Source organism: Streptomyces nymphaeiformis, from assembly GCF_014203895.1.
GTDB lineage: Bacteria > Actinomycetota > Actinomycetes > Streptomycetales > Streptomycetaceae > Streptomyces > Streptomyces nymphaeiformis.
In genome coordinates, this window is the sequence record NZ_JACHJY010000003.1 from 381103 (window position 1) to 407688 (window position 26586).

Sequence of the window (26586 nt, forward strand, 5' to 3'; positions counted from 1 at the left end):
ACGGGATCCACCGTGACCACGAACTCCCTTTCCGACGCCCTGGCCATACGCGCTATGGCCTCTGCCTTCGACGCCCAGCGCGGCAAGCTCCCGGTCCCCGGCGACCCCCACCGCCTTCCCGGAAGCATCGTTGTCGCCCAGCAGATCTCCGAACTCGGCAAGCTGATCACCGAGCTGGGCGATGAGGTCCTCTTCCGCACCGTCAACAAGGAGGCCGGCTCCCGCACCACCCCGGCCGTCTCCGGTTTCTCCGCCGCCGTCCGGTATGCCGGTGAGGCTGCGACCGCTCTCGGAGAAGTGGCCCAGCAGCTCACCTTCCTGGAGCAGACCGAGCACCTGCACGAGCAGCCCGACGCCCGGGACGCCCGGGAAGCTGCGGGGCTGGTGATCGAAGACCGGCTCGAAACGGCGGACACGGCCCTGCGGGAGGCGGCCGACTCCCTGCACGCCGCCTCGACCACGGTCTCGCCGCCGTCCTCCCGGCTCCGGGCCGCTCTCACCCGGACCGCGACCCCTGTGTACGGGGCCGCACCGGCTGCCCCCGCCCCGTCGGCGGCGGCGTCGGCTCCCGCAGCCCGGACCGTACGGGGCCGGTGACATGTCCTCCGCCTTCTCCCGCTCTCCGCTGATCGGGTCGCTGTGCTCCGGGTACGGCGGCCTCGACCTGGGGGTACAGGCCGCTCTCGGCGGCACCCTGGCCTGGCACGCGGAGGTCGATCCGAACGCCTCGCGCATCCTGGCCCGCCACTGGCCCGGCGTCCCCAACCTGGGCGACATCACGACCGTCGACTGGTCCGCCGTCCCCCGGGTGTGCGTCCTGACGGCCGGCTTCCCCTGTCAAAGACGTCTCGGTCGCCGGCCGCCGGGCCGGACTCAACTCCCACACCCGTTCCGGGCTGTGGCTGCACGTCGCCCGTGCGGTCGAGGCCCTCCGACCCTGCTTGGTAGTGATCGAGAATGTGCGCGGCCTCCTCACCTCCCCCGCCGGTTCCCCTGGCGACGTGGAACCCTGCCCGTGGTGTCTGGGAGACACCACAGGTCAGCCTCCTCTGCGGGCACTCGGTGCCGTACTCGGATCCCTGGCCGACCTCCGGTACGACGCGAAGTGGCTCGTGCTTCGCGCCTCCGACGTCGGAGCCCCGCACCGTCGCGAGTGGACCTTCCTGGCGGCCTGGCCCGCCGGAGACCCTGCTCAAGACGCCGACCAGCAACATCGGGAAGAACGGTGGATCCCAGCACCCGGCCAAGAGGAAGAGCGGAGGCCACGGCCCGAACCTGGCCGACGAGGTCGAGTGGCTCCTGCCGACCCCGAAGGCATCGGACGGCATCAAGGGCTCGCCCAACCAGCGGCACGGCAACGGGGACATGACCCTGCCCAGTGCGGCGGCATCGCTGCTGCCCACACCCCGGGCCGGCGACACGGGCACCCCGGGCCGCCGCCCCGGCAAGGGGTGGCGCCCTCCCCTGTCAGCGGTGGTCCTGCCGCTGTGGACGGCGCCGTCGCCGGAAGCCGGGGATACGGCGGACGGTGGGGACCATACGCAGCCGCCATCACCCGATGGGAGAAGCTCACCCGCCCCGCACCGGCGCCCACCGACGCGGCCGGTCGGCTGCGGGCCGACTTCGTCGAGTGGATGCAGGGCCTCGACGCCGGCTGGGTCACCGCCACCCCGGGCCTCGGACGCCCGGCGCAGCTCACCGCGCTCGGGAACGGAGTCGTCCCCCAACAGGCTGCGCGGGCTCTGCAGTTGCTGGCACCACCGTTCCGGCGCTGTCCGCGCTGCGCGGACGGGTAGCGGCTGCCTACCGGGTTTTCCCGGCCGGGCCAAACCGCGGATTCTCCGCATCCTCTCGGGCATGTCGCCGTCTCACAGATGGAGCACGCTCTCATGTCCGACACCAGCCCGACCGCCCCCGGCCCTGAGCCGTTCCGGGTCTCCGACGAAAACCTCGACGACCTCGCCAGCACCCTCGCCAAGACCATCGCGGAGGTCAGGCGCCACGGCGTCATCCTCGACCGCCTCGGCTCCGAGCCCGATCCCCCCGCTGCCGACGGGCAGACGGACGGCGCTACGGAAGCCGGGGCGGCCGGCCAGAAGGCCGAGGGTCCTGCCTCGGTGTTCATCGTCGCCCTGGGCGGCGAGGCGTACGCCGTCGAACTCGCCGCCCTCAGCAACTGGGTGAACCACCTCCTCCTGCCGGTGTACGGCAGGGAGATCAGCACGACGCGTCCGTGGTGCGCGCAGTGGTACGAGCACCCGGAGGCCGTCGCTCGGCTGCACGCCCTCTGGCTCGCGTGGCAGCAGCTCACCGACACCGAGGCCGGCCTGGCCGGTCCGTCGACCTGGCACCGCGACCACCTGGACCAGGCCCTGGTGCACCTGCGCGCCCCAGACGGTCCGTTCGCCGCGTGCACGACGAGCCCGACCCGCCCCAACCACCGGGTCCTGTCCACTCCCGCTCCCGAACAGGCGGAGGTGGCGGCGTGAACGACACTTTCGACTTCGATTTCGATCTCGACGAACTCGCCCCCTCCGATGACGCGTCCGCGGAAGCGGTGGAGCGGTTCTGGTCCGGTGATCTGAGGGCGCTGTCCCGGCACCACATCACGCCCGACGGCTCCTGCGGCTTCGTCGTCGCCCATGACCAGTCCGTTACGTGGGGAGCACGCGGCGAGCCGGAGATCATGGCGATCGCGGTCGCGCGGGATCTCAGCCGGTTCACGTTCACCCTGGAGACGAGCTACCACGCCACGGTGCCCTTCGCCCAGGCGTGGCTGGTCGAGCGCGGCTGCCCGCCCGAGAAGATCGCCAAGCTCTACGGCGACGTCGTCAAACCCGCCGACGACCTCACGGTCCAGGTCGAGCGGAAGATCCAGGAATCCGGCACCCGATATGAGGTCCTCGACACCTACACCTCGGACTTCGACCCGAGCGAGACGTGGACGCTGACCCGCGACTCCCGGTCCGTCGAGGCGCCGATCCGGGTCTTCCACGAGGAGTGGGAAGCGGGCGCCGACACATACACGATGCGCGAGGGCGCCTTCGCCGACGTCGGCGCCGCCCGCGCCTGGCTGGACGACCGCAGCGGGCCGCTGCCCGAGCCGCCGGAGTACGGCGATGGCAACGGCGCCGTCGTCCGGGCCCGCGTGGCCCGCATCGCCCTCGCCCGGTCGGCCGGTGCCTCCACAGCACCGAAGGCGGGCCTCGACGCCCCCCGTACACCTCCGGCGGGACCGGTCCAGCGTCCGGTACAGAGGAGGCGGCTGCTGTGAGTCGCGCCCGCTTCGCCTTCGCCGCGCACCCGGACGCCATCGCCGATCTTCGGGAACTTCCCGATGAGATCCGTGACTTGGCGCTGCTGGAGCTGCAGAACCTTGTCCACGGAAGTGGCGACTGCCTGCCGTTGAAGGGCCGTCTCGCCAGCTACCACAAGGTCTACGTCGACCCGTCCGTGTCCTACCGGATGGTCATCCAGTTCCGCTCGGCCCCGCCGACCTCAACGCACAAGCGCGAGATCTACCTCGTCGCCGCCGGAAGCCGTAAGGACTACGCGGTCTACCGCACGGCCCACCTGCGCACCGCCCCGCCGCAGAACACTGCGGCGGCCTCCGCCGCCGAGGCCCGTGTCCAGGCCGCCCGGTCCCGCTCCTCCCTCACCTCCGACCGCCCGCCGGCCGCCCCGGCAGCTCCTTCCACAGTGGCCCCCTCCACGGCAGCCGCCCCTCGAAAGGTCCCCAGCGATGACCGCAGCCCGAGCTCCCATGTCCCGTACCGACCTGGCCGGCCTCCTCACCGAGGCCGCGCAGAGCGTCTCCGGGATCCTCACCGTCGAGTACCCGACGCCCGCCAGCCGCTCATACCTGCACCCCGTCCTGGGCGCGCTGTCCGCAGGCCCGCAGGTGGTCGGGGAACTGAACGAACATCTCGAAGAGTTCATGGCCGCCGAACTGCGTCCCGCCACCCCGGCCGGCCTGTTCACCTTGGCCTCCTACGCCTCCGCGCTGGGCTGGCTCACCGAGTCCCTCGCGGAGCTGACCACCGTCGTCGACCAAATCTGCACGCGCGTAGGCATTTCCACGCACTCCCAGGACCTGGCCTTCGCCGCGTCCGAGGACGGCGAGGAGGAAGACGGGTTCGACTTCGCGTTCAGCGCGCTGGAGCTGGCGGCGATCCGCACCGCCGCCGAGGCCGCTGGCCTCCCGCCCAGCGACTACGTCGGGGTGTTCTCCCAGTCGCTGCTCGCGGCCTCCCGGATCACCGACGCCTGCATGGAAATCTCCAGCGGCCTGCTCGAAGACGCCGCGTACGTCCTCGACGAGACGGCCGACCGCATCTGGACCGGCGGCGAACCCGGGGGCCTTCCCACCCTGGTCCGCTCGCTCCTCGCCCGCATGGAGGCAGCCGAATGAACCAGCCACACGTCCCCGCCCAGCCCGTGTTCCCCATCACCTCGTTCGACGCCCAGCGCATCGAAGACGCGTTCGCCCTGATGGGGCCGAAGTGGACCACCTGGTCGGTGATGACCCTGGCCCAGGAGGGCCGCCCCCTGCGCATACGGGAGATCGCCGCCAAGCTTCCCTCCGTCAGCGAGCAGGTGCTCGGCCTGCGGCTGGCCGCCATGCACACCGGCGGGCTGGTCACCCGGACCGACACCCGCCACAGAGCGCCCTACCGGCTCAGCAGCCTCGGTGAGTCCCTGACGCCCGTGCACCGCACCCTGGCCGACTGGTCCCGGATCTACCTGGCGCCCGACGTAACGGCTGAAGCCGAACGCGTCGAGGACGCTGTACGGCGTCTGCGTCCGCGTCACTCCACTGCCCTGATCCGAGTCCTTGCTGACGGCGGCCCGATGCGATTCGGCCACATCGCCGAGGGCATCGGCCGGGCCGACGCCTTCACCCGGCAGCGTCTCCTCCGGCTCCAGGCCGACGGCCTGGTCACCCGCACGGGACCGCAACACGGCGCCCCTACATGCTGACCGAAGCCGGCCAGGCGCTGGGCCCCGTCTACGCGACCGTCGAGCACTGGAGCGTCCCCTTGGCCACGCGGTGGACCCCAACTCCCCCTGCCCCCGCCGCGACGACCCAGCGGACTCACTCCGGCATCCCGTTGGGGGCGGACGGCGCCCGGACCGCAGCAGCCCTGCGCCGGAGCGCTGCCGTGCCGACCTCCCTGTTCAGCCACGCTCCCCAGCCGCAACCGCGGGTGTCGGCCTCCGTGACCGCCCAGCCGGCGCCGGGGCGGTCCCGGTGATTCGGATGGCACCGAGAGCCAGCCACTCCCCGTCACCGCGGCGGCATCCGTGCACGCGGACCCGCTCTCCTCCCACCCACGCCCGGAGCTTCGACCATGTCCGCCCTTCCCGACCCCTCCCGCTACGAAGAGGTACTGGTCAGCCCCATGTACCTCGCCGGCTCCTACGGGACCGGTGACGCCGGCTTCGCCCCCGTGGCCCACTGGCCGCACCACTACCTCGACGACGGCCCCTGCCAGCTCCTCGTGACCTCGCCCGACCAGCGGATCCGGATCGGGTGGTTCGGCGACGACTTCGAGCTGTGGAGGATCACCGCCTCCGAGGAGGCCGTCGCCCCGCCCCGCTGGACGGCGACCTTCAACCACGTCACCCCGGCCGAGATCGTCGCCGGCCTCACCACCGCCCTGGCCCAGGACTACGCCGCATCCGACCCGTACGAGAACAACGGGCGCTTCCTGGCGGACCCGTCGGTCTACTGGACCGATTCCCTCCAGCCGCTCCTCGACGCCGGCTGGCGCCATGAGCCGGCCATGCACGGAACCGTCAACGTCAGGGCTCCCGACGGGCAAGCAGGCGCCCTGATCCGAACCAGCCACCCCCGCTGGGACGACGAGGCCGTCACGCTGTGGGCCGGCCCTCGGGGCTGGGGCACGCGGGCGGAGGCGGTGTTCACCGCACGCACCCCGTCCCACCTGATCGCCGCGACGGCCGCAGCCATGGCGAGTTCGGCTCCGGCGGTCCGCGAGCGGCACATGATCCACCGCGAGGTGGAGCACCTGGTCACACTGACCCCGGTAGGCCCAATCGCCGCTCCTCAGGGCTCTCGCGCTCCGACCCCGCTCGACGTACGCCGTACCGCCGTCACCGAGGCCGTCCGCCGTGCCGCGCACGCTCCTCGGACAGCCGCTGACCTCCGCGTGATGGCAGCCCAGAGCCGTACCACGTCCTCGGCCCGGATGCGGTCGTCCACCCTCACGCCCGCTGCCGCAGCCCGAGCGCCGATCGATTCGTCGGCGCGCCGGCCCAGCCGCTGACTCCCGCCCGGACCTACCCGGACGCCCTCTCCGCCCCTCCGGACACCAGGAGTTCCCTCATGCCCGACGCCACCGCGCTCGACCAGGCGACCTCCATGATCGAGAAAGCCTGGGCCCAGCCCATCGAAGTCCTGGAGGTCCTCGCGGTCCGTCGCCCCTGCGACGACCCGCTCCTGCGCTCGGCCATGCACATCCGTACGGCCCTGGCCATCACCGACAACTCGGCGGCCGTCCACCAAGACCGCCTGCACGCCCTGACCCGGCCTGGATACGTGCCGGCGTACTACGAGCTGGAACGGATCGTCAGCTCGGCCGCCGACCTTCGCGTCGCGCTCGCGGAGGGCGGCGCACACCTGCAGGCGATCCGGCGCGTCATCGAGGCGCGCGAAGCCTCCTCGACGGCGGACCGCGGCCCGGCGGCGAGCCTGTCCCGGGCCGCTGTCGCCCGCTCGGGGCTCGCTCCGCGCGCCCTGGGCCAGGTGCCCGACCAGCCCGTTCCCGCGGCTGTCGTCGGGTCTCCGACGCCCGCCCCGGGGCTGCGCCGCTGACTGGTCAGGCGAGGTCCTCGTCGCGGTGGGCGCCCTCAGTGCGGGCACCCACCGCGCGGGCCAGCTCCTCCACCGTCAGCTCGACGCGTCGCCCGTCCGCGGCCCGGTGCTCCACCGCCTCGTCCTCGTCCGGCCATTTGTCGGGCTGCGCTTCGACGCCCCACTGGCCCTCGGCGACCATCGCGATGTCGCCGACGGTCCACGGCCGCCCGACGGCGCGGATCTTGCGCTCCAGCCCGGCCCCGTCCCAGTACCTGCTCGGCTCCGCCATCCCTGCTCCCCCTTCGGCTCCGTACGGCTCCCCGCCGTAACTCGGTTACGACAACCCCGGCCGCCGTTCCATTCCCGCGCCGCCGGCGTCCTGGCCGCCTGCCCGTGACCAGTTCGCCCACGGCAGACGGGTCACCCCCGGAAACGACTACGGACTTCGGCACGCCCCATGTCAACGTACGGGTGTCGGGAAAAACCGCAGTTCAACGAAGGGATCGTCCAACCGTGAACGCCTCCGCCACCCTCCTGCCCGCCGTCGTCCACCCCTCCGTGGAAGACCGCCACTGGCTCTCCTCGGACCACTGCGCCACCCCGGTCCTCGAACTCCTCCACGCCCTCGGCTGGACGGTCGTCGACACCCCGGAGTGCAACGTCCACGCGACGAGCCCGGACGGCCTCGTCTACGTCGGCTGGCTCCCCGAGGACCCCGCCGCCTGGACGCGCGACATCGTCTGGCGAGTCCAGGTACAGCCCACCGAAGGCGACGCGTGGGTCCAGGAGTTCGGCACCCACACCCCCGCCGAGGCAGTGGCCGGATTCATCGCCGCCCTCGTCGCCCACTCCTCCCGCTGAACCCGGTGGCCGAGACGGGCCGGTGAGGACCCGCCCCGGCCACCGATACCCGTTCGGCCTCGCGCCCAACGATCCGCGTGCCCTTCCTCCTTCACGAACCAAAGGCCCTGAAAGTGACCATCTATTCAGACGATCTCGTCCGCGCCTCCGGCCACATCGTCGGCCTGGGAGCCAGTGTGCTCGCGGCCTACGACGCTGTCGCCGGTTCCGGCTCGGCTTCGCTCGGTCTTCCCCTGGCCTGCTGCGGGATGACGCTGGTCTACACCGCCGGTAGCTTCCAGGACCGCCTCCGCCGCCGCGACACCCGGGTCGTCGCCTACCTCTCGAACAACCCCGATACTGCTCTCGCCGAGATCAGCGCCGCCACCGGCCTCAGCGAGGGATGCATCGCCAGCTCCCTTCAGCGGCTGGTCGCCGACGGCACGGTCGCCTCCGAGGCGGGCCCGCCCCCTGCCGCCCGTTCCTACCGACTGGCCCTCTGACTTCACCCTCCCTCGGCCGGGAGCCCCTCCCTTATCACCAGTCCAGCAGGAGGCCCCGATCGCACGCATGCTCCTGGCCACCCGCCCCGGCTACCGCCGTAAGTGCGCCTTCGCCCGTCGCTGCACCTGCTACTACCTCCCCGGCCAGTACAGCCGCCGCGCCAAGCCCCTTCGCCGCCGGGCCACACGCCGAGTCGAACAACACCACTGGCAGCGCGACCTCTTCGAATGACCGAGCGCCCTGACCCCGCTGCCCGGACCTCCTTCCCCACACGAGGAATCCACCATGCCGTTCCACGCCCCGCTCACCAACCACCACGCCGACGGCACCCTCTGCCCGGCAGACCACAAGCACACGAGCTCCGGCAAGCCGCTCCACGACGACTGCCCGGGACGCTCGTACACCCAGGCCGTCTGTTCGTGCGGCGGCTGGGAGATGAGGCAGCGCGGCAAGGGCTACGTCACCGAGTGCCGTAGACGACACCTCGCCAGCCACGCCCAGGGGCCGAAGGTCCTCCGGGACCTGCTCTGTCTCGACGCCTCCTGACGCTCCCACCCCGTACGCCCTCACCTCTCCCGGAGGCCTCCTTGCCCCAGTACCTGACCGTCGGCCACCTGCTCCACCAGCTCCAGAACATCGACCCCAACCTGCCGATCCGCCTCGCCGTCAACCCCGACTGGCCCTTCACCCACTACCTGGCGGCCGAGGTCGTCGTCCGGGACGGCAAGGCGTTCATCGTCGACGATGGCCAAGAGGACCACCTCCCCCCGTCGGTGCGCGACGCCCTCAACTGGTCCTGATCCCCTCCCTCCTACTCTCTGGAGGCTTCCATCTCGGCGCACGTACACCCTCTGCACGGCCTCGCCGTACGCCCCATGCCGGACGGCGTCCGCGGCGCGCTGGTCCAGCGCGTCTCCCCCCGGCACGACGGCCCGCTCGACGTCACGTGGCTCGCCGCCAGAACCCCGAAGCTCCCCCTCGGCCGCATACGCCTCCGCTGGAAGCCCGCCTCTCGCTCGGCTGGGACGTGAGCGCCCACCTGGGCCTGGCCACCACCGAGGTCCACCTCGCCTCCTGGCCGTCCGCCCCGGACGACTGGCCGCGCCTGGTCCGCCCGACCCTCCACGAGGTGACCGGCCTCTGCGCCGCCCTCGCGTTCGCGACCGCCGCCCTGGACCTCTCGAACCGCCTCGCCGAGGTCTGACCGAGAACCGCAGAAGGCCGCCTCTCGCCGATCAGGCAGGGGCGGCCTTGCCGTGCGCCCGGCCGCAGGTGCGCACGCTCATCCCCGACGAAGGAGGAGGACACCATGGCAGACGACCAGCCGCTCTGGTGATACCCGGAGGTCGCCGCCCACCTGGGCATCAGCGTCCAGGCCGCCCGCAGCCACAAGAGCCGGGGCAGCCCGCCCGCTCCCGACGCCACCACCGTTCCGGACCGGCCCGACTGAAAGCCGGCCACCTTCGAAGACTGGAATCCGGTCGGCCGAGGATTCCGCACCGATCTGCACGGAGGGCCAGCCCTCCCTCTTCCATCGACGGCCCCCGTGGATTCGGAAGCCTCCTGAAAGGCCATGCCTCGGTCTGCAAAGCAGCCCTGGCGGCGGCTTGGAAGTCCCTATCCGGCTGGCGTTTTCCCGCTCCACACTTCGGAGCACGAGAAATGGATGCCCCACGAAGAAGCCAAGATCGACAGATAGAGCGACCCGGCGAACTTCCGTTTAGCTCAGAACGTACTTTCCGGAGCGGGCGCGAAAAAGGGCTCTGGTACCAGGGCGGCGATCGAGAAGGGCTCGAACTGCGGATCAGCCACCACGCGGTAGATGAACTCGGGTGTGGACATGTCGACCTGGCGCCACTCCTGGTAACCTCGCCCCCGCGTAACGATGGGCCACTCATCCGCCGCCTTGCCATTTTCCAGCCAGAAGTACTCGCCTTCGGTCTGGCTGAATCCCCATGGGATGAGCCCAATCTGACCAGGCTGGTAGATCCGGTACGGCGCGTACAGTGGATCCTCCCCCTCGGCTGGAGCGTCGACGCTGAGACTCTGCCAGGTAGTGGAGAGATCAAAGGCCCCTCCGGGTGCGACGGAAAGAATCTGGAGGAAGTCCGAGAAGAGCCCCTTGCCGAAGGTCTCGGCGAGGCGCTTGTAATCTTCGGGCAGGGCCAAGCCGAGACGCTCCTCGGTCTCACCCCAGTGCATATCCGCGTGACGGGGCTCCCAATGGGTGACTTCTACCAGTCGATCGATCCACATACCTAACCTCACTGAATGACATAAACAGAGAAGGAACCAGACGGGGCGGAGTCGGGACTCTACTCCGCCCCATCCAGTCACACCACTAAGGCGTGTTCGCTACAGGGAAGGTACCCCCGGCGCCCGTGTCGGCGCTGTACCACGTAATCGTCACACTGTCCGGAATATACGTATTTCCATCCGGATAGTGCGCCATTGCGCTATAATACACCGTCTCCCCCGCCCTGAGATGGTTGGCGATTTGCGTTTCCACTCGCTTCATTCTGGAGAGGTTCGTCGTCGGGTACATCGGGACAAGGTTCCGAATATCCCTTCCGGTTCCGCCGAATTGGTTCCCGAGAAGATGCCCGCGATGGAGGCCCTGCCCATACAGACTTTGCCCCTCACGCATCCCCTCGGGAATGAAAAGAGGATTATCTGTGGGCCACACCGTTTCACTTCCCACGAGCCCCGGACCGTCCTCCCCGATTTCTCCGGTCTCCTTGTCGAAATTGTTGATATTTGCCTTGTTGAGGCACGCCATGACCCCTTGCGCCCGACCCGCACTGTCGAGTGGCATATAGAACGCGGCCGTGTTACCGCTATCCTTGCAGCCATCCTTGGTCACCGAACTCGGATACGAGTCGTAATTGCTGTACTCGTTGATTTCTTGCGGTTCAACGAACAATCCCGACTTGTACTTCGGCTTGCTTTCGTCATACGGCGTTTTCTTCGGCCCGTTGTCCGAATTCCAGCCGATGACGTTCCCGAAGACCTCAATGGCGGTCAGCCAACCGCTTCCGGCCGTCTTCGTGGCCACGCTTCCGCCACCCTTGAAGACGCTCTTGACGGTGTCCCACCAGTCGTGGCCATCAAGCTCAACCCTGCTGGTGGGGTTACCGCCGGTAAAGGCGTAGCGGTTGCCTGTGTACGGGTCTGCGCCGAGGCCCATGTCGGCGAGGGCGCCGTTGTACATGTCCCGGCTGGTGAAGCGGTTCAGGCCCGGGTTGTAGTCACGGAAGCCCATGTCGTACGTGCCGGCCTGGGCGTCCCAGCGCTTGGCGTTGAACCGGTAGGGGTTGTACGCCTCCTTGGTGGGGTCGGCTGCGTCGGGCTTGTCGATGCCGGTGAACTCGGCCTTGTCGTCCGAACCGTAGGCGGTGTAGCCGTAGGTGGCCTTGGTATCCCCGTCCTTGGTCGTCAGGGCTTCGACGTCGGTGTGGCTGTTGTAGCCGTAGTAGCCGTCCTCGGTCGTCCCGTCGGTGTTGTGCTTGACCTGGGAGAGGCGCTCACCCCACGGGCTGTACTGGTACGACGCGGTCAGGACGCCGGCGACCTCTTCGTTCAGAACCTCGTTGGACAGGCCGAGGTAGGTGAAGTCGGTGGTCTTGCCGTCGGCGGTCTTGGTGGAGGTGCGGTCGAGCGGGTCGAAGGTGTACTTCGTGGTCTTCATGGACCCGCCGTCGAGCTTGCTGCTCTCGATGACGTGGTCGAAGCCGTCGTACAGGCTCCGTTCGATGACCTGACCGCCGCTGGTGGAAGACTCCTGACGCCCGAAGGGGTCGTAGTTGTAGCTCGCAGAGACGCCGGACGTCGTCGCGCTCAGCAGCCGGTTCCGGTCGTAGGAGTACGTCGTGGACGTGCTCTTGACCGTCTGGCTGATGACGTTGGCGTTGTCGTCGTGGACGTAGCTCTCGGTGCCCGCGCCGTTGCCGGTCTTGACCGACTTGGCGAGCCGCTCGACCGGGTCGTAGATGTAGTCGGTGGTCGAGTCGAGGTACGCCGCGTGGTTGTCGGCGTTCATCTTCTTCGCCACGTCCTGCGCCTTGTTGCCGTTGGCGTCGTAGGCGTAGGTGTGCGAGGAGACCAGGGTGCCGTTGGGCTTCTTCTCGGTCTGGGTCTTCAGCGCCGCGTTGAGGTAGTACGTGTAGTCGACCGTGTTGCCGTTGGCCTTGGTCTCCTGCAGCTTCAGGCGGCGGTCGGTGTAGGTGTAGTTGGTGATCTTCGGGTTGGTGTCGGTGGCCGTCTTGCCGACGGAGACCGTCTTGACCAGGCCGCGCAGGTCGTACGTGTACTTGGAGTACTGGTCGGGGTGGGTGACTGTCTCGGGTTGGCCGTTGGTGTCGTAGGTGTAGGAGGTGGACTTCTTCTCCTGGCCGGCGAGCGCCTCGGTCACCTTCTGGACCTGGTTCAGTCCGGTGTAGGCGATCGTGTAGGCGTCGATCTTGGCACCGGAGGAGGTGTCGTCGATCGAGGTCATGTTGCCGTTGACGTCGTACGCGTAGGCGAAGGTCTTCTTCTCGTTGTCGGTGTCACCCGCGTTGTTGCGGACGAGCTTGACGCCGTCGGCGACGACCGCGCCCGCGCTGTTCTGGAACAGTTGGAGCTTGGCGGCGTTGCCCTGGGTGAAGGTGAACGAGCCGAGGCTGACCCAGCTTCCGGCGGCCGCGTTCTGGTCCTTGGTGACGTCGGTGGTGCCGGTGGAGTGGGTGACCGTGTACTTCGCGGCCGTGGCGGCCCCGGTGACCTGCGGGTACTTGACGTAGGCGGTGTAGGTGCCGTCCTTGGGGATGTTCAGGGTCCAGGTGAAGGCGTCCGTGCCCGCACCGGCGGCGTGGACCTGGTGGTCGTAGCCCTGCTGGCCGGTCAGACTGCCCTTGGTCCAGGTGCCCGTGGAGGTGGTGTTCTGGGTGTCGGAGTTGTCGGCCAGCACGACCGCGCTGCCGACTGGCACGCCGTCGTCCGACTTGGACTTGAGCTTGCCGTCCGGGAAGTACGACCAGCTCATGGTGCGGTTCGAGGAACCGCCGGCGGACGTCAGGGTACGGGCGGTCTGCTTGCCGAGCTCGTCGTAGTCGTACGTGGTGACGATGTCCCACGGGTCGGTGGACGACTTCGCCCAGCCGTTGTCGAAGTAGCTGTAGGTGGTGTCGTTGCGGACCGTCTGGCCTTCCGAGGGCGGCAGGGAGGTCTTGGAGACCCGGCCGACCTCGTCGTAGACCGTCTGGGTGTAGACGTTCGGGTTGTTGTAGCGCGCGTCCGCCGGGTCGTAGGGCTGGAACTTCTTGACCGGGCGGTTCAGTGCGTCGTATTCGGTACGGGCGGTGAAGTCGTCCGCGGCGGCCGTGTCCACACCTCGCGGGCTGATCACCTTGGTGGTGTTGCCGACCTGGTCGTACTCGTACTTCGTCGTCCGGTACGTGATGCCGGGGCTGGTGCCCGTGTACGGGGCCTTGACCTGGGTCTGCTTGCCCCGTTCGTCGTAGGTGACCTCGGTGGTGTTGTTCTCGGCGTCCGTGGAGGAGACGACCAGGGAGTCCTTGTCATAGGACCGGCTGGTGGTCTTGCCTACGGCATCCGTGACCGTGGTGACCCGGTGATTGAGGTCATAGGCGGTCTTCGACGTGTAGTCGGTGGTGTCGGCGGTCGCGTTCTTCTTGGGATCGACGACCGTGGTGATGTTGCCGACGTTGTCGTACTCGTAGGACACCTTGTCGCCGGCCGCGTTGACGGCCGAGGTGAGCTGGTAGATCTCGTCGTAGTTGTTCGTGGTGAGGTAGTCGTTCGGGTCCGCCGTGGTCGCGGTGCCCTTCGGCTCGATGGTCGTCCTGAGGTGGCCGGCCTTGTCGTAGGTGTAGGCGGACTTGCGCTCTGGCCCGGTGGAGGTGTCCTTCGGCGCGGTCGCCTCGCTGATCTGGTCCGCCGCGTCGTACACCGCGGTCGAGACCGCGCCATTGGGGGCGGTGGACGTGGTGACATTGTCGTTGGCGTCGTACACCGGCGCTGGTGTCGTGATCAGCACGCCCGCGTTCTGATCCTTGGGCACCGTGTTGATCAGCGGACGTCCGAATGTGTCGTACGTCTGCGTGGTCTTCTTGCCCAGCGCGTCAGTAGCCTGGGTGACCTGGCCCCGCTCGTCGTAGACGAACGTCGTCGCCTTGTTCAGGGCGTCCGTGATGGTGGCCGGATAGCCTGTAGGCCCGAAGCCGCTGTTGGTGGTCGGGTTGCCGTTGGCATCGGTCGCCTTGGCCAGCTGCCCGTACGAGTCGTAGTCGTACTTCGTGGTGTAGTCGTCCGGAACCGACGTAGTCGCGACACCCTTCGGGTCCGTGACCGTCTTCAGGTTGCCGAAGGTGTCGTAGCCGAACTGCCAGGTCCGGCCCTCGGGAGACGTCTTCCTGAACAGGTCGGCGGAGTAGCCGTCCAGTCGGGTCTGGTACTCGTACTTCGCCGCGTTGACCGGGTAGGTGCCAGGCGCGCATTCGGAGGACGGCGGAACGCCGGCCTTGTTGTTCTCGGCGTCACGCTGCCACAGCGGGTATCCGGTCTTCTGGTCGTAGCAGTACGCGGTCTTGGCGCCGTTGGCCTCCTCCAGGTATGTGACGTTGTTGTCGGCATCCCACGACATCTTCGCGGTCTGGGACTTGGCGTTCGTCGTCTGGACCGGGCGGCCGAAGTCGTCCGTCACGTAGTCCGTGGCGTGGTTCTCGGCGTCGGTGGCCTTGGTGTCGGTGAACTTGCTGTTGCCGGCGTTCGCTGCGTACGCGAAGTTGGTGGTGCCATTCAGACGGTCAGTGATCGTCTTGGTCCACCAGTGGTACTTCGGGTCGTCCCCGACCTGCGGGGCGTAGTACGCAAGCTGCGTCGCGTTGCCGCGCGGGTCGGTTGCCTTGACCAGCTTGACGTTCTTGTTCCCCTGCGTGGCGTCGTAGGTGAACTTGAAGTCCTTCGGCTGGCTGGAGCCGGCACCGTCAGTGAACTGTCCGAGCAGGCCCTTGTCGGTGTAGTAGAAGGAGATCTTGCGGCCGGAGATGTCCGTCATGGACTTCACGTGGTCGTAGATCTTCGAGTTGGTCAGGTTGGTGCCGCTGACCTTGACGCCCGAGTCGTTGATGTACTCGTAGGTGGCGTCGCCCTTCTTGTAGTAGTCGACCGTGAGGCTCTGACGGTCGGCCGGGTCGGTGATGTAGGTGAGGAACTTGGTCGGCTTGTTGTTGGACTTGCGCTCTTCGTACGTGTACGTCTGCGTGTTGCCGTTCTTGTCCACGGCAGACGTCATGTAGCCGTCGCAGCCGAACAGGAACCGTGTGCCGTCGGGGCGCGTGAGCGTCCAGGCGTCGGGGACGGGGTCCTTGGTGGGCTTGCAGTCGAGGCCGGCCTTCATCGTCAGCTTGTAGTGGACACCGGCCGGTGCCTTCCACACGCTGTTGGTGGCGTCCCAGCGGAAGACGTGCGTGGTGCCGTCACCGTCGGGGAGACGGATCTCCGTCGGGTTCGGCTTCGGGTGGAACTCCAGCGGCGCGCCCAGTCGGGTCGGACCTGCCGCCTGCCCCGACCAACCGTGTCCCAGCACGGTGTCCGAGGTGTCGAGCGAGTTGTAGGCGAACCGAGCGAACGTGGTCAGGCCTCGGCCGGGATTGGTGAACGCGTTGTACGACCAGACGCTGTTGCCCGAGGCCAGGTTGTTCATGACCGTCGAGCCGGCGCCGGTGTTCTTGCCCGTGTAGGAGTAGAACTTCTCCAGGCCGAGCGTGTTGGAGGTCGGGTCCTCGACCGTGACGTTCTGCTTCAGCGACGGGATGGCGCCGGTGCCGGCGGACAGCCAGGTGCCGTCGGCGACCTTCTTGATGTCCCAGCCGAGCACGTAGTCCAGGCGCTTGTTGCCCTCATCGGAGTTGATGGGGGTCTTGACCTGCGCCTGGATGGTGGCCGACTTGCCCGGCAGGAGGGCCGGGATCGCGGTGGACAGCTGGTTGCCACCCGTGGTGACGTCCGTGCCGTCGGGCAACTTCCAGGTGTAGGAGAGCACCCGCTCACCGGCCGCCCACGCCGCAGACGTGGTGTTGGTGACCGTGAACTCGACGGTGTACTGCGAGTTCGGCGTCATACGGGCCGGAGTGGTCGGCGCGTAATACGTGTCCTCGGTGGTCGCGTCGACGTAGATGACCTGCATGTACGGACGCAGCTGCGGGTCGGACGCCTCCGCCGACAGGAACAGGGTGCGCTCCTGCGGGCCGGTGGTGGTCTCGTCCTTCAGCTTGACCAGGACGCCCTTGTTGTTGGTGGGGGTGCGCACCCAGGACTGCATGAGTCCAGTGGCGTCCCACCAGTGGCGGCCGACCTCGTCGGTGATCTGCGGGACGGTGTCGGAGACCGTGGCGGAGAAGTCACCGCCCGCGGTGGTCCACGGGGTCGTCGAGGTGGCGTTGTTCCACGTGGCCTGGGTCTCGGTGAAGTCCCTTGTCAGGGCGTGGAGTTCGTAGATCGTGCCGTTGGTGGTGCTGGTGGTCTCCGCGCCCCACATGTACATCTTGTTCTCCAGCACCGTGGCGGTGGTGGGGATGGACGTGGTGGGGAACTTCAGGACGGCGCGGGTCTTGCCGTAGGTGCCGGAATTGTTGCCGACGCTCAGCCAGGTCTGTGCCTTGCCGGAGACCAGACCGTCGTGGTTGACGGTCGGCTGGAGCGAGGAGAGCGTGGTGTCGGTCTGGCCCGCCTGGATGATCTTCATCGTCCGGCCGGCCTTGGGAATGCCCACGATGCGGGTCGGCGACCCGAGGAGCTGCCCGCTCTTGGTCTTGACCGCGAGCTGGTAGTAGTACGACTTCCCGATCTCGGCGCTGCTGGAGTCCGGGGTCGGTACCGCCGTGGTGTCGGTGTACGTCGTCGCGGTCAAGGCGATCGGCGCGATCAGCGTCGCCGCGGACGGGGTGAAGACCTGCTGCGTGGAACGGTGCAGCTGGTACTCCACGATGTCTAGGCCGCTGTCACCGCTGCTGTTGGCGTACGCCGGCCACGAAAGCTCCGGGCCCGTGGAGTGGACCACGGTCGGCGAGTTCAGCGACGTTCCCACAGCCCCGTAGGTCACCGTCAGACGCGGGTAGGTGGACGTCTCGTCGCCGTAGGCGTTGCCGTCGGCCGCCTCGTAACGCGGGCCGCCGGTCGGCGCGGTGCCCGACTCGTCCTTGGCCTTGAGCACGAAGCCGTAGTTGGCCGCCGTGCCGGAGACCCACTTCTGGACCGTGTCGGCGACGGGGAAGTCGTGCCACTTGTTGTAGTCCCAGGCGGCCTTGGTGATCTCGGCCGGGTTCACCAGCCGCACCGAGTCGGCCAGCGTACGGGTCGTGGACGAGCCGGTGTCACCGAGGAGGATCTTACCGGCGTTGCCCTTGGCGAAGCTCAGCTCCGCCGCGTCCAGGGTCTTCCAGACGCCGCCGGTGCCGGTCTGGTTGACCGTGTAGTTCTTGGTCCCGCCGTTGTAGGTGACGGTGTACGGGGCGGCCGTGGCAGCGTCCGCCGCGGCCGGGTAGTGCACGTCAACCCTGTACGTGTCGGTCTCGGGGACCCTCGGCTGCCAGGTGTACGACTCGCCCGTGAGCGCGTTCTTGTTGTAGGCGTAGTCGTCGTTGGTCGCCGCGCCGCCAGTCGTGGTGGACCGCGGCCACTCGCCGACCGCCGCCGTACCGGCGTCACCGTCGTCCTGCTGCACGGTGGTGCCAGACAGTTCGCCCACCAGCGCGCTGGTGTTGGACCAGGTCGCGGGCGTCGCGCCCGCCTCGCTCCATGCCCCGGTGGCCCGGTGCGCCTCCAGGGCGACGGCGTTGGCGTTGGTGGTGTGCGCCTGGTCGTAGTACAGACTCAGCCTGGCCGCGTCGACCTTCACTCCCGCCGGGATCTCGTCCAGCGGGAACTTGATCAGCGAACGGGAGACACCGGTGTCCGTCTTGCCGACCGACAGCTTCCAGGTGTTATTGAAGTTCACCCCGGGCTGGTCCGAGAGGACCATCGTGTCCTCGGAGTCCGAGTCGATCGGCGTGATCGTGATCGTCGGATCGATGACGACCGGGTACTGACGCTCCTTCGCCGTGAGCCACTTCGCGTCCGGCATGACGGTCAGCTTCCAGCCCTTGCCGTCGGCGTTCCGCGTCAGCTTCTGGGCGACCTTGGTGCTGTACGTACCGCCGGTGACCGACTGCGCGTCCTTCTTGGCGTCCGTCATGTACGGGGCCGGGATCACCATGACCGGAGTGCCCGGGGCCTCGCCGAAGAAGGCGATCGAGCCGTCCTTGCGGGTCTTCGGCGTCAGGCCTCCCTCGGTGTCCAGGGTGAAGGTGAACGACACTGGACCGGCTGGGCGTTCGGCCAGGACGATGTCCTCCTTCACCTGACCGTTGCCGACCCTGTACGACAGGTCCGCGCCGGCGAGGGCGTCCTTGTAGACGACCCGGTCACCCTTCGCCTCCGGCCTGAGCGCGTCAGCGCCGGACAGGCCGAACGTGACCGCCCCGCCGCCCTCCGCCTCGAAGCGCATGAACCTGCCGGCATCGGAGCCGAACCAGCTCTTGCCGGTGTTCGCGGTGTTGGCGAAGTCGAAGCCCATGTCCCGGGTGGCGCGCACCGTGGTCTCGACCGGCTTCCAGGACTTCCCTGAGCGGTACGCCGTCGGCACGGCCGTCAGCTCGGCCTCGATCCGGCCGTCCGACATCTGCCAGAAACGCGCCTGCGACGTGCGCCGGTCGGTCAGCTCCTTGACCCGCTTCGCCTTCGGAAGCTTCTCGCCCTTCGGCAGCTTCTCCCGGCTGGGTATCTCCAGGTTCCCGCCAGCCGGGGGCTTGCTCACTCCCTCGTCGTCGTCCGAGAACCAACCCGCGATCGTGTCGACGACGCCCTTGCCGTCGTCGTTATTCGCCGGTGACTGCGGAGCCGCGTAGGCGACCTGCGGCAATAGCGTGCCCGCTACCGCCGACACGACAAGACAGGAGAGATATCTCCTGTACGGAACTTTCACTTCAATACCTTTCGATATCGACGCACCTGCATCACTGGACGCGAAATGGGCACGCCGAACGAGCCGGCGCGGAGGTTTCCGGCCAGCTTGGCGCAATTTGGAGCGACCACGCGGAAGACATGAACCGCGAGGTCACGGGCATTGCAGCGGGCTTTCTAACCATTCTTGTGAGACCCAGTCAACCCCAGCGACATAAAGGACAATCGACGGGCCGAACGGGGGCGGTCCGCCCGATTCATCCACTCGCTCGCGCACAGCAGGTGGGGTGGTGTATAACCACCCGGCTCATCTACCAGACAACCGAAAGTCGGGCTCTCTCATGTCGTCCAATGAAATGGCGGAAAACGCATTGCGGGAGGAGAACGAACACGAGAGCATGGCAAGCTTCCCGGACCGGCGAAGGTTACTGATCGCCGGCATCACCCTGCTCGCCTGCCTCGGGCTCGTCGGCTACGGCATCCTCGACACCGACGATCAGCCGAAGCCGCGCGCCACGCCGACTGCAGAGGTGACGTACGAGGTCACGGGAACAGGGACCGTCGAGATCTCATATCTCGCCCGCAGCGAGGCTGGTACGGCCACGGTCGAGAAGATCACCCTTCCGTGGACGAAATCGGTCCAGGTACCCCTCGGCAAAGCTCCGACCATCGCCGTCACCCTCGACGAGAAGGGCGGACAGGCATCCTGCGCACTGTCAATCGGCGGCAAGCACGTCCAGCGCGCCACCGCCATGGGCGAATTCGGGCGTGCCACGTGCACGGGAGAGACTCAGGCCCGGAAGGGGTGATTCTCGCCGACCGGATTCCTGATCGGCGATTCGCCCGAAATCTCACCGGTGTTGTGATCCTGTAACCCGGTGCCGTATAACGACGCCGATTCGCCAGGGAGGTCGGCCTTCGTGGGCCGATATCGGCCAATTTTCGTTCCCTGGCTTTGTTCTCGTACTCGACGAAGGGTTCCTTCGTGCTTCCCGGAAACACTCACCTGCCCCTACGAATCCGCCGGACCCTTGTCACCGCCGCCGCCGGCGGGGCGCTCCTCCTGTCCTCCGCTTGCGGAAGCGGGAGTGACGGCACCACGGTCGAAGACGTGGCGGCGGACCGGAGCGGTGCCGCTGCCCCGCCGAGCGCCTCGCCCAGCGGGCCGGCGAGCGCGTCCGCTTCCGCTTCCGCCTCGGCCTCGTCGTCCCCTTCGGCCTCGGCATCCCACACGCCCAGCGCCAGCGCCTCACCAAGCCAGAGCAGGACGGCAAGCAAGAGCCCGGCCAGCAGCGGATCCGACGCGAAGGGCGGCGACACCAGCACCACCGCATCAGGGTCCGGATCCGGCTCGGGTACTGGGAGTACGACGACTGACGGCTCGGGCGGCACAAGCGCCCCCGACTTCCCCGTCCCAGTACAGGTCGGCGACGCCACACAGCTGATCACCGTCAAGGCCAGCGGCTCCTACGCGACGGTAACCGCGTGGGCCAAGGGGTCCGCTGGCTGGAAAGCGCAGTTCAGCACAAGCGCCGGACGCGTGGGGTCCAAGGGCGTGACGGACGGGGCGACCCGTCAGCAGAGCACCTGGACCACACCGTCGGGGACGTACACCATCACCGAGGGGTTTGGTGTCGAGTCGGGCGGTACGAGCATGCCGTACCACGTCGTCACCTCGGACGACTGGTGGGTGGAGGACCCTGAGTCGAAGTTCTACAACTCGATGCACGGCGAAGCGGGCGCGGACTTCCCCCTCACCGAGGCGGGTGAACGAGGCAGCGAACACCTGCTCAACTACCGCACCCAGTACGCCAAGGCGCTGGTCATCAACTTCAACCGATGGCCCGCCGTACCTGGCCGCGGCGCTGGCATCTTCCTGCACGTCAACGGGTCCGGCGCAACGGCCGGATGCGTGTCCGTGCCACGCGCCACGATGGACCGGATCATGCCCTGGATCAAGGCAGGAGCCCACCCCCGCATCGCCATCGGATAGATCGAAGTGAAGCTACTGGCGGCCGAGTGGGTAGCGGCTGAGGGTGCAAGTACGATCACGACTTGAACGTGCCGCCTACCACTTCACTCGATGTGCGCCCTGGAACGGGTTGGCAGGAGCCTAAGCGGTGGAGGCCTTGCCGAGAATGTCGGCTACGACGACGGCGTCCGTGGCGGCCCGCCACGGGTACAAAACCAGGTTGCCCTGGTCCGGCCCACAGGCGGATCGCCGATGCAAGTGCGGCCTCGACCTCGTCGCGACCGACATCGTGAGAACGGACGGCCGCGACATCGAAAACGTGGCCGTTCACCGACTACGCGGAAGTGCAACGGCCCCACACTGGCTCCAGAGCCTCACCGGCGACAAGACCATCTCTGGCGCGACTCGACACCAGGCACCAAACAGCCGATTCCGTCACTCTGCAGCCCGAGCCCCTCCGAAGGACCTCGGGCATACATCACCGAGGAGCTCCTGGCCAACACTGAGCCTCTTCCAACCGGGGCGCCTCCCCCTGACCCCACGGTCCGCGTTCCCTTCCGCGGCCGCTGGGACACGCTCTCCGTGGGGAAGAAGGCCGTCAACCGCGCCCACGCAAAGATCCGCGCACTCGGCGAGCAGGCCATGGCCACCCTCAAACAGTGGCGACTTCTTCGCAAACTCCGTTGCAGCACCACCCGAATCACCGACATCGTCCATGCCGTCCTGGCCCTGCAGCTCGCGGTGCCAGAGTGAGGCCAGTATCACCGCGCAGAAGGAGCAGGGGCATCGTGGCGGACGTGAGAGTTACCTACGACGAGAGCGCGAACGCCGCGTACGTGTCCTTCACCGAGCCACAGTCCAGGCGGAAGTCCGCCCACATGTATGCCTGTGATCCGGTGGGCGTTGACGGCATGATCAACCTCGATTTCGACGAGCAGGGCCGCCTGATCGGCATCGAAGTGCTGGCGGCTGCCTCGAAACTGCCCGAATACCTGCTCCAGTCCGCAGAACGGCTGGACTCCGAAGGGCACTGACCGTGCGGTGCGGCAGGCCTCGCCACGCTCAACCCGCTGACTCAGGTTGGAAGAGCTCACTGTCAACACCCCAGATGCATGGGCCTCGTCCTTTCGCACCGCGCTCGCCTACTCCAAGTAGGTGCCGACGAAGGTGCCGTCAAAGCCGAGCGCAATGAGGCCCGTCTCGACGGTGGGGTAGGTCGTGCCGTACGGGTCGGCGATCAGGGCGTCGAAGTCGGCGCGGCTGATCTCGGGTTCGAGCCACTGGTTGCTGCACCGGCAGCGGATCCAGACGTTGCGGCCGTGGTTGATGAGCAGCCAGTCGCGTCGGGCCCGGCAGGCCGAGCACATCACGGGGATGCCGCCGAGGGCGAGTTCGTGTGGGTGGCTGACGCAGCACGTCGCGCCTGGGCCGTCGGCCGGCTGCGTCTCGTACTGGAGTTGCAGCAGGGGGTCGGTGCCGGTGGAAAGGACGAGCGGCGCGGGTGCCGGCTCCGTGGGGCGGTCGGTGGTTCTGTGCACGAGCGTCATCTCCCGGTCGTGGGCTTTCTGTTTTCATCCGTAACAGCAGGTGGAACCGGCTGTCCAGGCATTTCGTGGAGTCCGGTCGGTCGATGTCCAGCCTTCTGGACGTGCTGATCAGCGGCGCGGTGGGCGGCTGCGCGGGTCAGGGACGGCAGGGCGCGGCGCCGCTGTGGGTGCGTTTCGTTCGCTGGTGCGGGTGGCCGAGGTCTTGTTCGGGCGGGTGCCGGCCTGCGGGCGACGGGGCGCTTCGCCCGGGTGGGCGGGGAGCTGGGCGAGGCGGCGCAGGCGCCAGACCAGGACGTCGTTCACGTCCGCGGCGGTGTCGAGTTCGCGCATGTCGATGGCCTGCTGCAGGAGGGCCTCGGGGGCGTGGCCTGCCTGCTCGGCCTGGGCGAGGGTGGCGACCAGGGCGTCGGGTTTCCTCGGCATGCCGTCTGCTCGTACGCCGTGCTCCGGCAGAGCCGCGCGGAGGGTGGCCTCGTGCGTCCGGCGTTGGGCCTCGGGGAGGGCACGGCCGTGGTCGTGCAGCACTCGCATCGGCGTGGCGGCGGCCTGACGGTAGGCGGTGCGCAGATGCTCGGCGGCCTGTCGGGAGGCATGGGCCTGCTGGGCGTGACCGCGGGCGGAGTGCCAGCGCGCGGCGGCGAGGACGACCAGGACGAGGGTGGAGACGAGCATGGCGGTGGTGCCGCCGTCCTCGCCCCGGCCGAGCGCGCCGCCGGCCTGAACGATGCCCCGGGCGGCCGTACGGAGAGCCCGGGTGTCGGCGCGCTCTGCCCGGATGTGGCTGCGGGTCGCCCGCTCGAAGGCTCGGGCGGCTGCGGTCAGCTCGGCGCGGGTGGCGGCCGGGGAGGTCTGGGCGACCGCGTCCAGGAGTTCGCCGATGCCGACGAGCTGGGCGGCGGCTTCATCGTCGTCGCCGTCAAGGAGGACGGCGGCACGCTCGGCGATCCCGGTGGCGCTCCGTCGCTCTCGGGCGGGCGGGGACCAGTCCGCCCGGCCGTCGGCGGCCGAAGACGTTGCCCGCTCGGCGGTACCGTCGGCAAGCCGGAGGCGGATCTTCGGAAGGGACAGGTCGGGAGCCAGCTTGGAGCCGGGGTACCAGACGGGTTCACCGTGGCGGTTGCGGTCGCCGGGCAGGGCCACGTTGTAGCCGAGCGCGTCGCCGGACGGGGCGTGGCGCACTTTCACGCGTAGGCCCGCCTCGCGTAGCCGGGTGAAGAACTCCTTCTCGTCGTGCGCTCCCGCGAGGGCCTGGCGGACGGCTTCGCGGAGCGTCTCGCGGGAGGTCTCGGGGCGGCCGGTGCGTTCGGCTTTGAACTTCTCGGCGCTGGTGGGGTTCTTCGCTGCGGTGCCGTCACCGGCGTTGAGGCGGCGCAGTCCCATGTCCTCCTCGATGCGGCGGCAGACGGCCTGGGCCTTGTTGAAGTCGTAGTTGAGGCGGGGATTGCGCAGGTCGCCACGGACCAGGGTGGCGACGATGTGGATGTGGTCTTCCGCGTGGCGGACGGCGATCCACCGGCAGCCGTCGGGATCGCCGTCTGGGGCGATGCCGGTGGCGTGGACGATGCGCTGGGCGACGGCGTTCCACTCCTCGTCGGAGAGCCGCCGGTCGCCAGGGGCGGTCCGAACCGAACAGTGCCACACGTGCTTGGCGGGCGCGCGGTCGCCCGCCTGCTTGACCCGGAGGTCGAGGGCGGCGGTGAGGCGGGCAAGGGTGACGTGCGGGTCGGTGTCGCGGCCGGGGTCGGGGGCGAAACCGTCCCAGGAGCCGACGAGGTGCGCGTCGGTGTGCTCCTCGCGCCTACCGGGGCCGTAGAGGTAGACGAGGAGTCCGTGGGTGCGGCCGCCGCGTCCGATGTCGGGAACCATCACAGCCGCCTGGTCACCAGGTCGCTGGCCGCGTCGTCGAGGCGGCCGAGGGACCGGGTCAGGACGTTCAGTGCGTGGTCGAGTTCACCGGGGCGGGGCTGTCCGCCGGCGTTGTGGACGTAGGCGATCTGGTTGATGTTGTTGCCGATCCGGGCCAGGGCGGTACGCAGGGCCGCGAGTTCGTCGATGGCCGCGTCGAGTTGTTCGTTGGTGTGCAGGGCAGTCGAACCGCGGGCAGCGGCGAGGCCGGCGGCGGCGAGGAATCGGGCGACGGTGACGCCGCGCTGCGCGGCGGCGGCGACGATCTCGGCTTTCTCGTCGTCGGAGAGGCGGGTCGTCGTCTTGCGGGTGCGCTCGCTCGGGTTGCGGCTGCGGCGGCGCGGCTTGCGGTTGGGGAAGGCGGGCGTGCTCGGGCTCGGCTGCTCGCGGTGGTCGTCGTGGTCGGCTTCTCCCCCGGTGACCGGCGCCCCCTGGTGCCGGTTGCCCGGCTGGTCCCCGTGCGCCCTCGCTCGGGAACCAGCCGGGCTTCCCCCGCCCTCTGGGGCGGGGGCAAGTGCGTGCGACGGGCCGTAGGACCGTCGTACGCGATAGCTTGCTCCGCCAGGTGCCGTCGTGGGGTCACGCTGCTGTCCGGCGGTGGTCACCGCCGGGTCGTCGGTGGTCACCGGCTCGTCTCGGGGTTCTGCTGCTGGATTTCGCGGACGAGTTCCTCGATCCAGTCCATGGCGAGGACCGGGTGATGGAGGGTCCAGGGGCGGCTGTGCTGCTCTCGTTGCACGATCCAGGTGGTTTCGGGGCCGGACTGGGCGCGGTGGAGATGACCGCGCTGGTGAAGAACGGTCAGCCAGGAGTCGACTTCGGCGGGAGTGGCCGGGTGGGTGCGCATCGGGTGTTCTCCGCTTCTGCTCTGGAGGGCTGCGGGGCGGGTGTCCGGAGCGGGTGACCGGCTGGCGTGACCGGCTCGGTCACCCGCTCCGTGGTGTCCGGTCAGTTCCGGGTGGAGGTGACCAGCTGTCCGTGCTGGGCGCGGAGCTGGGCCATCAGGGCGGTCAGGGTGTCGCTGGAGAGCGGGATCTGCTGACCGCGGATCGCCTGGGCGACCACCTTGCGGGTCAGCTTGTCCTCGGCCCTGACCGCTGACCGGGCGATCTTCAGCAGTTCCTCGGTGTCCGGGTCGGGCCGCCGGTCACCCGGTGTCCGAACCTCTCGGTCAGTGACCGGCGGGGTGGTGACCGCAGCCGGGCTGTCCTGGTCGCTGGTGACCGGGGCGGTGTCGTCCGGGCGGTCAGTGACCGGCCGAGCCGAGTCCGACTGTCCGGGCAGGTCAGCGGCCTCCTGCGACTGTCCCCGGTCATCGGTGACCGGGTTGCTGCTGCCCACCGGGGCCCTGTCCCCGGTCAGTGACCTGGAGGCAGGAGCCTGCTTTTCCAGGGACAGTGGCGACCGGTCGGTGAGGGCGGTGACCGGCTGGCCGACCTTGACCTGACCGACCGCCGACCGGTTCTGACCGACCCGGTCAGTCCGGGTGACCGCGACGGCGTTGCGCGGGTCACCCTGACCCGGGTGACCGGGCTGACCGAGGTCCTCGCGGTCACTGCCCTTGACCGGCCCCCGGGCGATGAGGATGTAGAGGTGGACGGCGCCGGCCAAGGCGAGCGGGGCGATGGTGGACAGCACCGCGACCACCGTGTCCCCGAGCCGGAGCCCGGTGCCGGCGACCGCGTCCTCGTTGAGCCGCACCGCGTGGAGCGCGTTGGCCCAGATGCTGGCGGCGGTGGCCGTGCCGAAGAGCGTCCAGACGTAGAGCCGGGCGCGCAGCGGTGCGTCGCGGAGGACCAGGAGCGCCCGGACGCCGTACGCGATGAACCCGTCGATCACCAGGGGGAAGAGGTAGGTGAGGAAGCCTCGGATGTGGATGGCGACGGCCATCTGCTGCAGCGCGTCGTACGACAGTGCGCATCCCGCGCCGCCGAGGGCGATGACGACCGCGCGGTCCCAGCCGGATATGTGCGCCGTCTTCGGCGCGGTCATGGCGG

At 68.7% G+C, this 26586-nt stretch carries 26 protein-coding genes and 4 pseudogenes; 21 read left to right on the plus strand and 9 right to left on the minus strand.

The genetic code is table 11. The features are described from left to right. The first annotated feature begins 54 nt into the window (after positions 1 to 54). From GGE06_RS11885 to GGE06_RS11920, 10 genes and pseudogenes are all read left to right on the plus strand, one after another. Positions 55 to 597: a hypothetical protein gene (locus tag GGE06_RS11885; RefSeq protein WP_221517992.1), complete on the plus strand. Its 543-nt coding sequence runs from the start codon at positions 55 to 57 to the stop codon at positions 595 to 597. A 1-nt stretch (position 598) separates the two neighbouring features. After that, positions 599 to 772, plus strand: a pseudogene (locus tag GGE06_RS43410) (hypothetical protein); the annotation flags it as partial. A 121-nt stretch (positions 773 to 893) separates the two neighbouring features. After that, positions 894 to 1796, plus strand: a pseudogene (locus GGE06_RS44285) (DNA cytosine methyltransferase); the annotation flags it as partial. A 93-nt stretch (positions 1797 to 1889) separates the two neighbouring features. Beyond that, positions 1890 to 2489: a DUF4913 domain-containing protein gene (locus GGE06_RS11895; protein WP_184930787.1), complete on the plus strand. Its 600-nt coding sequence runs from the start codon at positions 1890 to 1892 to the stop codon at positions 2487 to 2489. Then, complete coding sequence (locus GGE06_RS11900) at positions 2486 to 3274, plus strand: glycosyl hydrolase (protein WP_184930788.1); 789 nt, start codon at positions 2486 to 2488, stop codon at positions 3272 to 3274. The genes GGE06_RS11895 and GGE06_RS11900 overlap by 4 nt, the downstream gene beginning before the upstream one ends. Further along, positions 3271 to 3732 (plus strand): annotated as a pseudogene (locus tag GGE06_RS42495) (hypothetical protein); the annotation flags it as partial. The gene GGE06_RS11900 and the pseudogene GGE06_RS42495, both read left to right, overlap by 4 nt. A 10-nt stretch (positions 3733 to 3742) precedes the next feature. Further along, positions 3743 to 4411, plus strand: a complete 669-nt coding sequence (locus tag GGE06_RS11905) for a hypothetical protein (RefSeq protein ID WP_184930789.1) — start codon at positions 3743 to 3745, stop codon at positions 4409 to 4411. After that, on the plus strand, positions 4408 to 4980 hold the full coding sequence (locus GGE06_RS11910; RefSeq protein WP_246532521.1) for a winged helix-turn-helix transcriptional regulator: 573 nt from the start codon (positions 4408 to 4410) through the stop codon (positions 4978 to 4980). The genes GGE06_RS11905 and GGE06_RS11910 overlap by 4 nt, the downstream gene beginning before the upstream one ends. A 371-nt stretch (positions 4981 to 5351) precedes the next feature. Further along, positions 5352 to 6290, plus strand: a complete 939-nt coding sequence (locus GGE06_RS11915; RefSeq protein WP_184930790.1) for an SPDY domain-containing protein — start codon at positions 5352 to 5354, stop codon at positions 6288 to 6290. Positions 6291 to 6349: 59 nt separating this feature from the next. Continuing rightward, on the plus strand, positions 6350 to 6838 hold the full coding sequence (locus tag GGE06_RS11920) for a hypothetical protein (RefSeq protein WP_184930791.1): 489 nt from the start codon (positions 6350 to 6352) through the stop codon (positions 6836 to 6838). Positions 6839 to 6842: 4 nt separating this feature from the next. Here GGE06_RS11920 and GGE06_RS11925 read toward each other — a convergent pair whose 3' ends face one another. Further along, positions 6843 to 7109 carry a hypothetical protein gene (locus GGE06_RS11925; protein WP_184930792.1) on the minus strand — a complete coding sequence of 89 codons (267 nt, stop codon included), beginning with the start codon at positions 7107 to 7109 and terminating at the stop codon, positions 6843 to 6845. 224 nt (positions 7110 to 7333) lie between these two features. Here GGE06_RS11925 and GGE06_RS11930 point away from each other — a divergent pair, with 224 nt between their 5' ends. The 7 genes from GGE06_RS11930 (at position 7334) to GGE06_RS42505 (ending at position 9368) form a co-directional block, all read left to right on the plus strand. Beyond that, a complete protein-coding gene (locus GGE06_RS11930; protein ID WP_184930793.1) occupies positions 7334 to 7681 on the plus strand; it encodes an SPDY domain-containing protein in 348 nt (115 codons plus the stop codon). Positions 7682 to 7794: 113 nt separating this feature from the next. Continuing rightward, the gene (locus GGE06_RS11935) at positions 7795 to 8163 is read left to right on the plus strand and encodes a winged helix-turn-helix domain-containing protein (protein WP_184930794.1); all 369 of its coding nucleotides are present in this window, start codon (positions 7795 to 7797) and stop codon (positions 8161 to 8163) included. Positions 8164 to 8230: 67 nt separating this feature from the next. Beyond that, positions 8231 to 8395, plus strand: coding sequence for a hypothetical protein (locus GGE06_RS11940; protein ID WP_184930795.1), 165 nt, complete (start codon positions 8231 to 8233; stop codon positions 8393 to 8395). Positions 8396 to 8449: 54 nt separating this feature from the next. Beyond that, on the plus strand, positions 8450 to 8710 hold the full coding sequence (locus GGE06_RS11945; RefSeq protein WP_184930796.1) for a hypothetical protein: 261 nt from the start codon (positions 8450 to 8452) through the stop codon (positions 8708 to 8710). Positions 8711 to 8751: 41 nt separating this feature from the next. Then, a complete protein-coding gene (locus GGE06_RS11950) occupies positions 8752 to 8964 on the plus strand; it encodes a hypothetical protein (RefSeq protein ID WP_184930797.1) in 213 nt (70 codons plus the stop codon). Between the two features lie 75 nt (positions 8965 to 9039). Beyond that, on the plus strand, positions 9040 to 9195 hold the full coding sequence (locus tag GGE06_RS42500; protein ID WP_246532491.1) for a hypothetical protein: 156 nt from the start codon (positions 9040 to 9042) through the stop codon (positions 9193 to 9195). Then, the gene (locus tag GGE06_RS42505) at positions 9192 to 9368 is read left to right on the plus strand and encodes a hypothetical protein (RefSeq protein ID WP_246532559.1); all 177 of its coding nucleotides are present in this window, start codon (positions 9192 to 9194) and stop codon (positions 9366 to 9368) included. Before GGE06_RS42500 ends, GGE06_RS42505 begins: the two co-directional genes overlap by 4 nt. Before the next feature lie 521 nt (positions 9369 to 9889). Here the strand turns inward: GGE06_RS42505 and GGE06_RS11960 are convergent. After that, a complete protein-coding gene (locus GGE06_RS11960; protein ID WP_184930798.1) occupies positions 9890 to 10333 on the minus strand; it encodes a hypothetical protein in 444 nt (147 codons plus the stop codon). Positions 10334 to 10505: 172 nt separating this feature from the next. Continuing rightward, positions 10506 to 18185 (minus strand): golvesin C-terminal-like domain-containing protein, encoded by a 7680-nt coding sequence (locus GGE06_RS11965; protein ID WP_246532523.1) that lies wholly within the window; start codon positions 18183 to 18185, stop codon positions 10506 to 10508. Between the two features lie 1321 nt (positions 18186 to 19506). Between GGE06_RS11965 and GGE06_RS11970 the strand changes: the two genes are divergently transcribed. Beyond that, on the plus strand, positions 19507 to 19974 hold the full coding sequence (locus GGE06_RS11970; protein WP_246532492.1) for a hypothetical protein: 468 nt from the start codon (positions 19507 to 19509) through the stop codon (positions 19972 to 19974). Between the two features lie 193 nt (positions 19975 to 20167). Here GGE06_RS11970 and GGE06_RS42510 read toward each other — a convergent pair whose 3' ends face one another. After that, positions 20168 to 20494 (minus strand): hypothetical protein, encoded by a 327-nt coding sequence (locus GGE06_RS42510; RefSeq protein ID WP_246532560.1) that lies wholly within the window; start codon positions 20492 to 20494, stop codon positions 20168 to 20170. A 115-nt stretch (positions 20495 to 20609) separates the two neighbouring features. Here GGE06_RS42510 and GGE06_RS42515 point away from each other — a divergent pair, with 115 nt between their 5' ends. The 3 genes and pseudogenes from GGE06_RS42515 to GGE06_RS11985 all read left to right on the plus strand — a co-directional run bounded on the left by GGE06_RS42515 (position 20610) and on the right by GGE06_RS11985 (position 22171). Next, positions 20610 to 21158 (plus strand): L,D-transpeptidase family protein, encoded by a 549-nt coding sequence (locus GGE06_RS42515; RefSeq protein WP_376773541.1) that lies wholly within the window; start codon positions 20610 to 20612, stop codon positions 21156 to 21158. A gap of 519 nt (positions 21159 to 21677) precedes the next feature. Beyond that, positions 21678 to 21890 (plus strand): annotated as a pseudogene (locus tag GGE06_RS11980) (transposase family protein); the annotation flags it as partial. 35 nt (positions 21891 to 21925) lie between these two features. Beyond that, on the plus strand, positions 21926 to 22171 hold the full coding sequence (locus GGE06_RS11985) for a DUF2283 domain-containing protein (RefSeq protein ID WP_184930800.1): 246 nt from the start codon (positions 21926 to 21928) through the stop codon (positions 22169 to 22171). A 108-nt stretch (positions 22172 to 22279) separates the two neighbouring features. Here GGE06_RS11985 and GGE06_RS11990 read toward each other — a convergent pair whose 3' ends face one another. The 5 genes from GGE06_RS11990 to GGE06_RS12010 all read right to left on the minus strand — a co-directional run bounded on the left by GGE06_RS11990 (position 22280) and on the right by GGE06_RS12010 (position 26581). Beyond that, on the minus strand, positions 22280 to 22684 hold the full coding sequence (locus GGE06_RS11990; RefSeq protein WP_184930801.1) for a hypothetical protein: 405 nt from the start codon (positions 22682 to 22684) through the stop codon (positions 22280 to 22282). 108 nt (positions 22685 to 22792) lie between these two features. Continuing rightward, on the minus strand, positions 22793 to 24550 hold the full coding sequence (locus GGE06_RS11995; protein WP_184930802.1) for a relaxase/mobilization nuclease domain-containing protein: 1758 nt from the start codon (positions 24548 to 24550) through the stop codon (positions 22793 to 22795). Beyond that, positions 24550 to 25215, minus strand: a complete 666-nt coding sequence (locus tag GGE06_RS12000) for a plasmid mobilization protein (RefSeq protein WP_184930803.1) — start codon at positions 25213 to 25215, stop codon at positions 24550 to 24552. Before GGE06_RS12000 ends, GGE06_RS11995 begins: the two co-directional genes overlap by 1 nt. Further along, positions 25212 to 25436: a hypothetical protein gene (locus tag GGE06_RS12005; RefSeq protein ID WP_184930804.1), complete on the minus strand. Its 225-nt coding sequence runs from the start codon at positions 25434 to 25436 to the stop codon at positions 25212 to 25214. Before GGE06_RS12005 ends, GGE06_RS12000 begins: the two co-directional genes overlap by 4 nt. A gap of 101 nt (positions 25437 to 25537) precedes the next feature. Continuing rightward, a complete protein-coding gene (locus GGE06_RS12010) occupies positions 25538 to 26581 on the minus strand; it encodes a DUF2637 domain-containing protein (protein WP_221518056.1) in 1044 nt (347 codons plus the stop codon). Between the last annotated feature and the right edge of the window lie 5 nt (positions 26582 to 26586).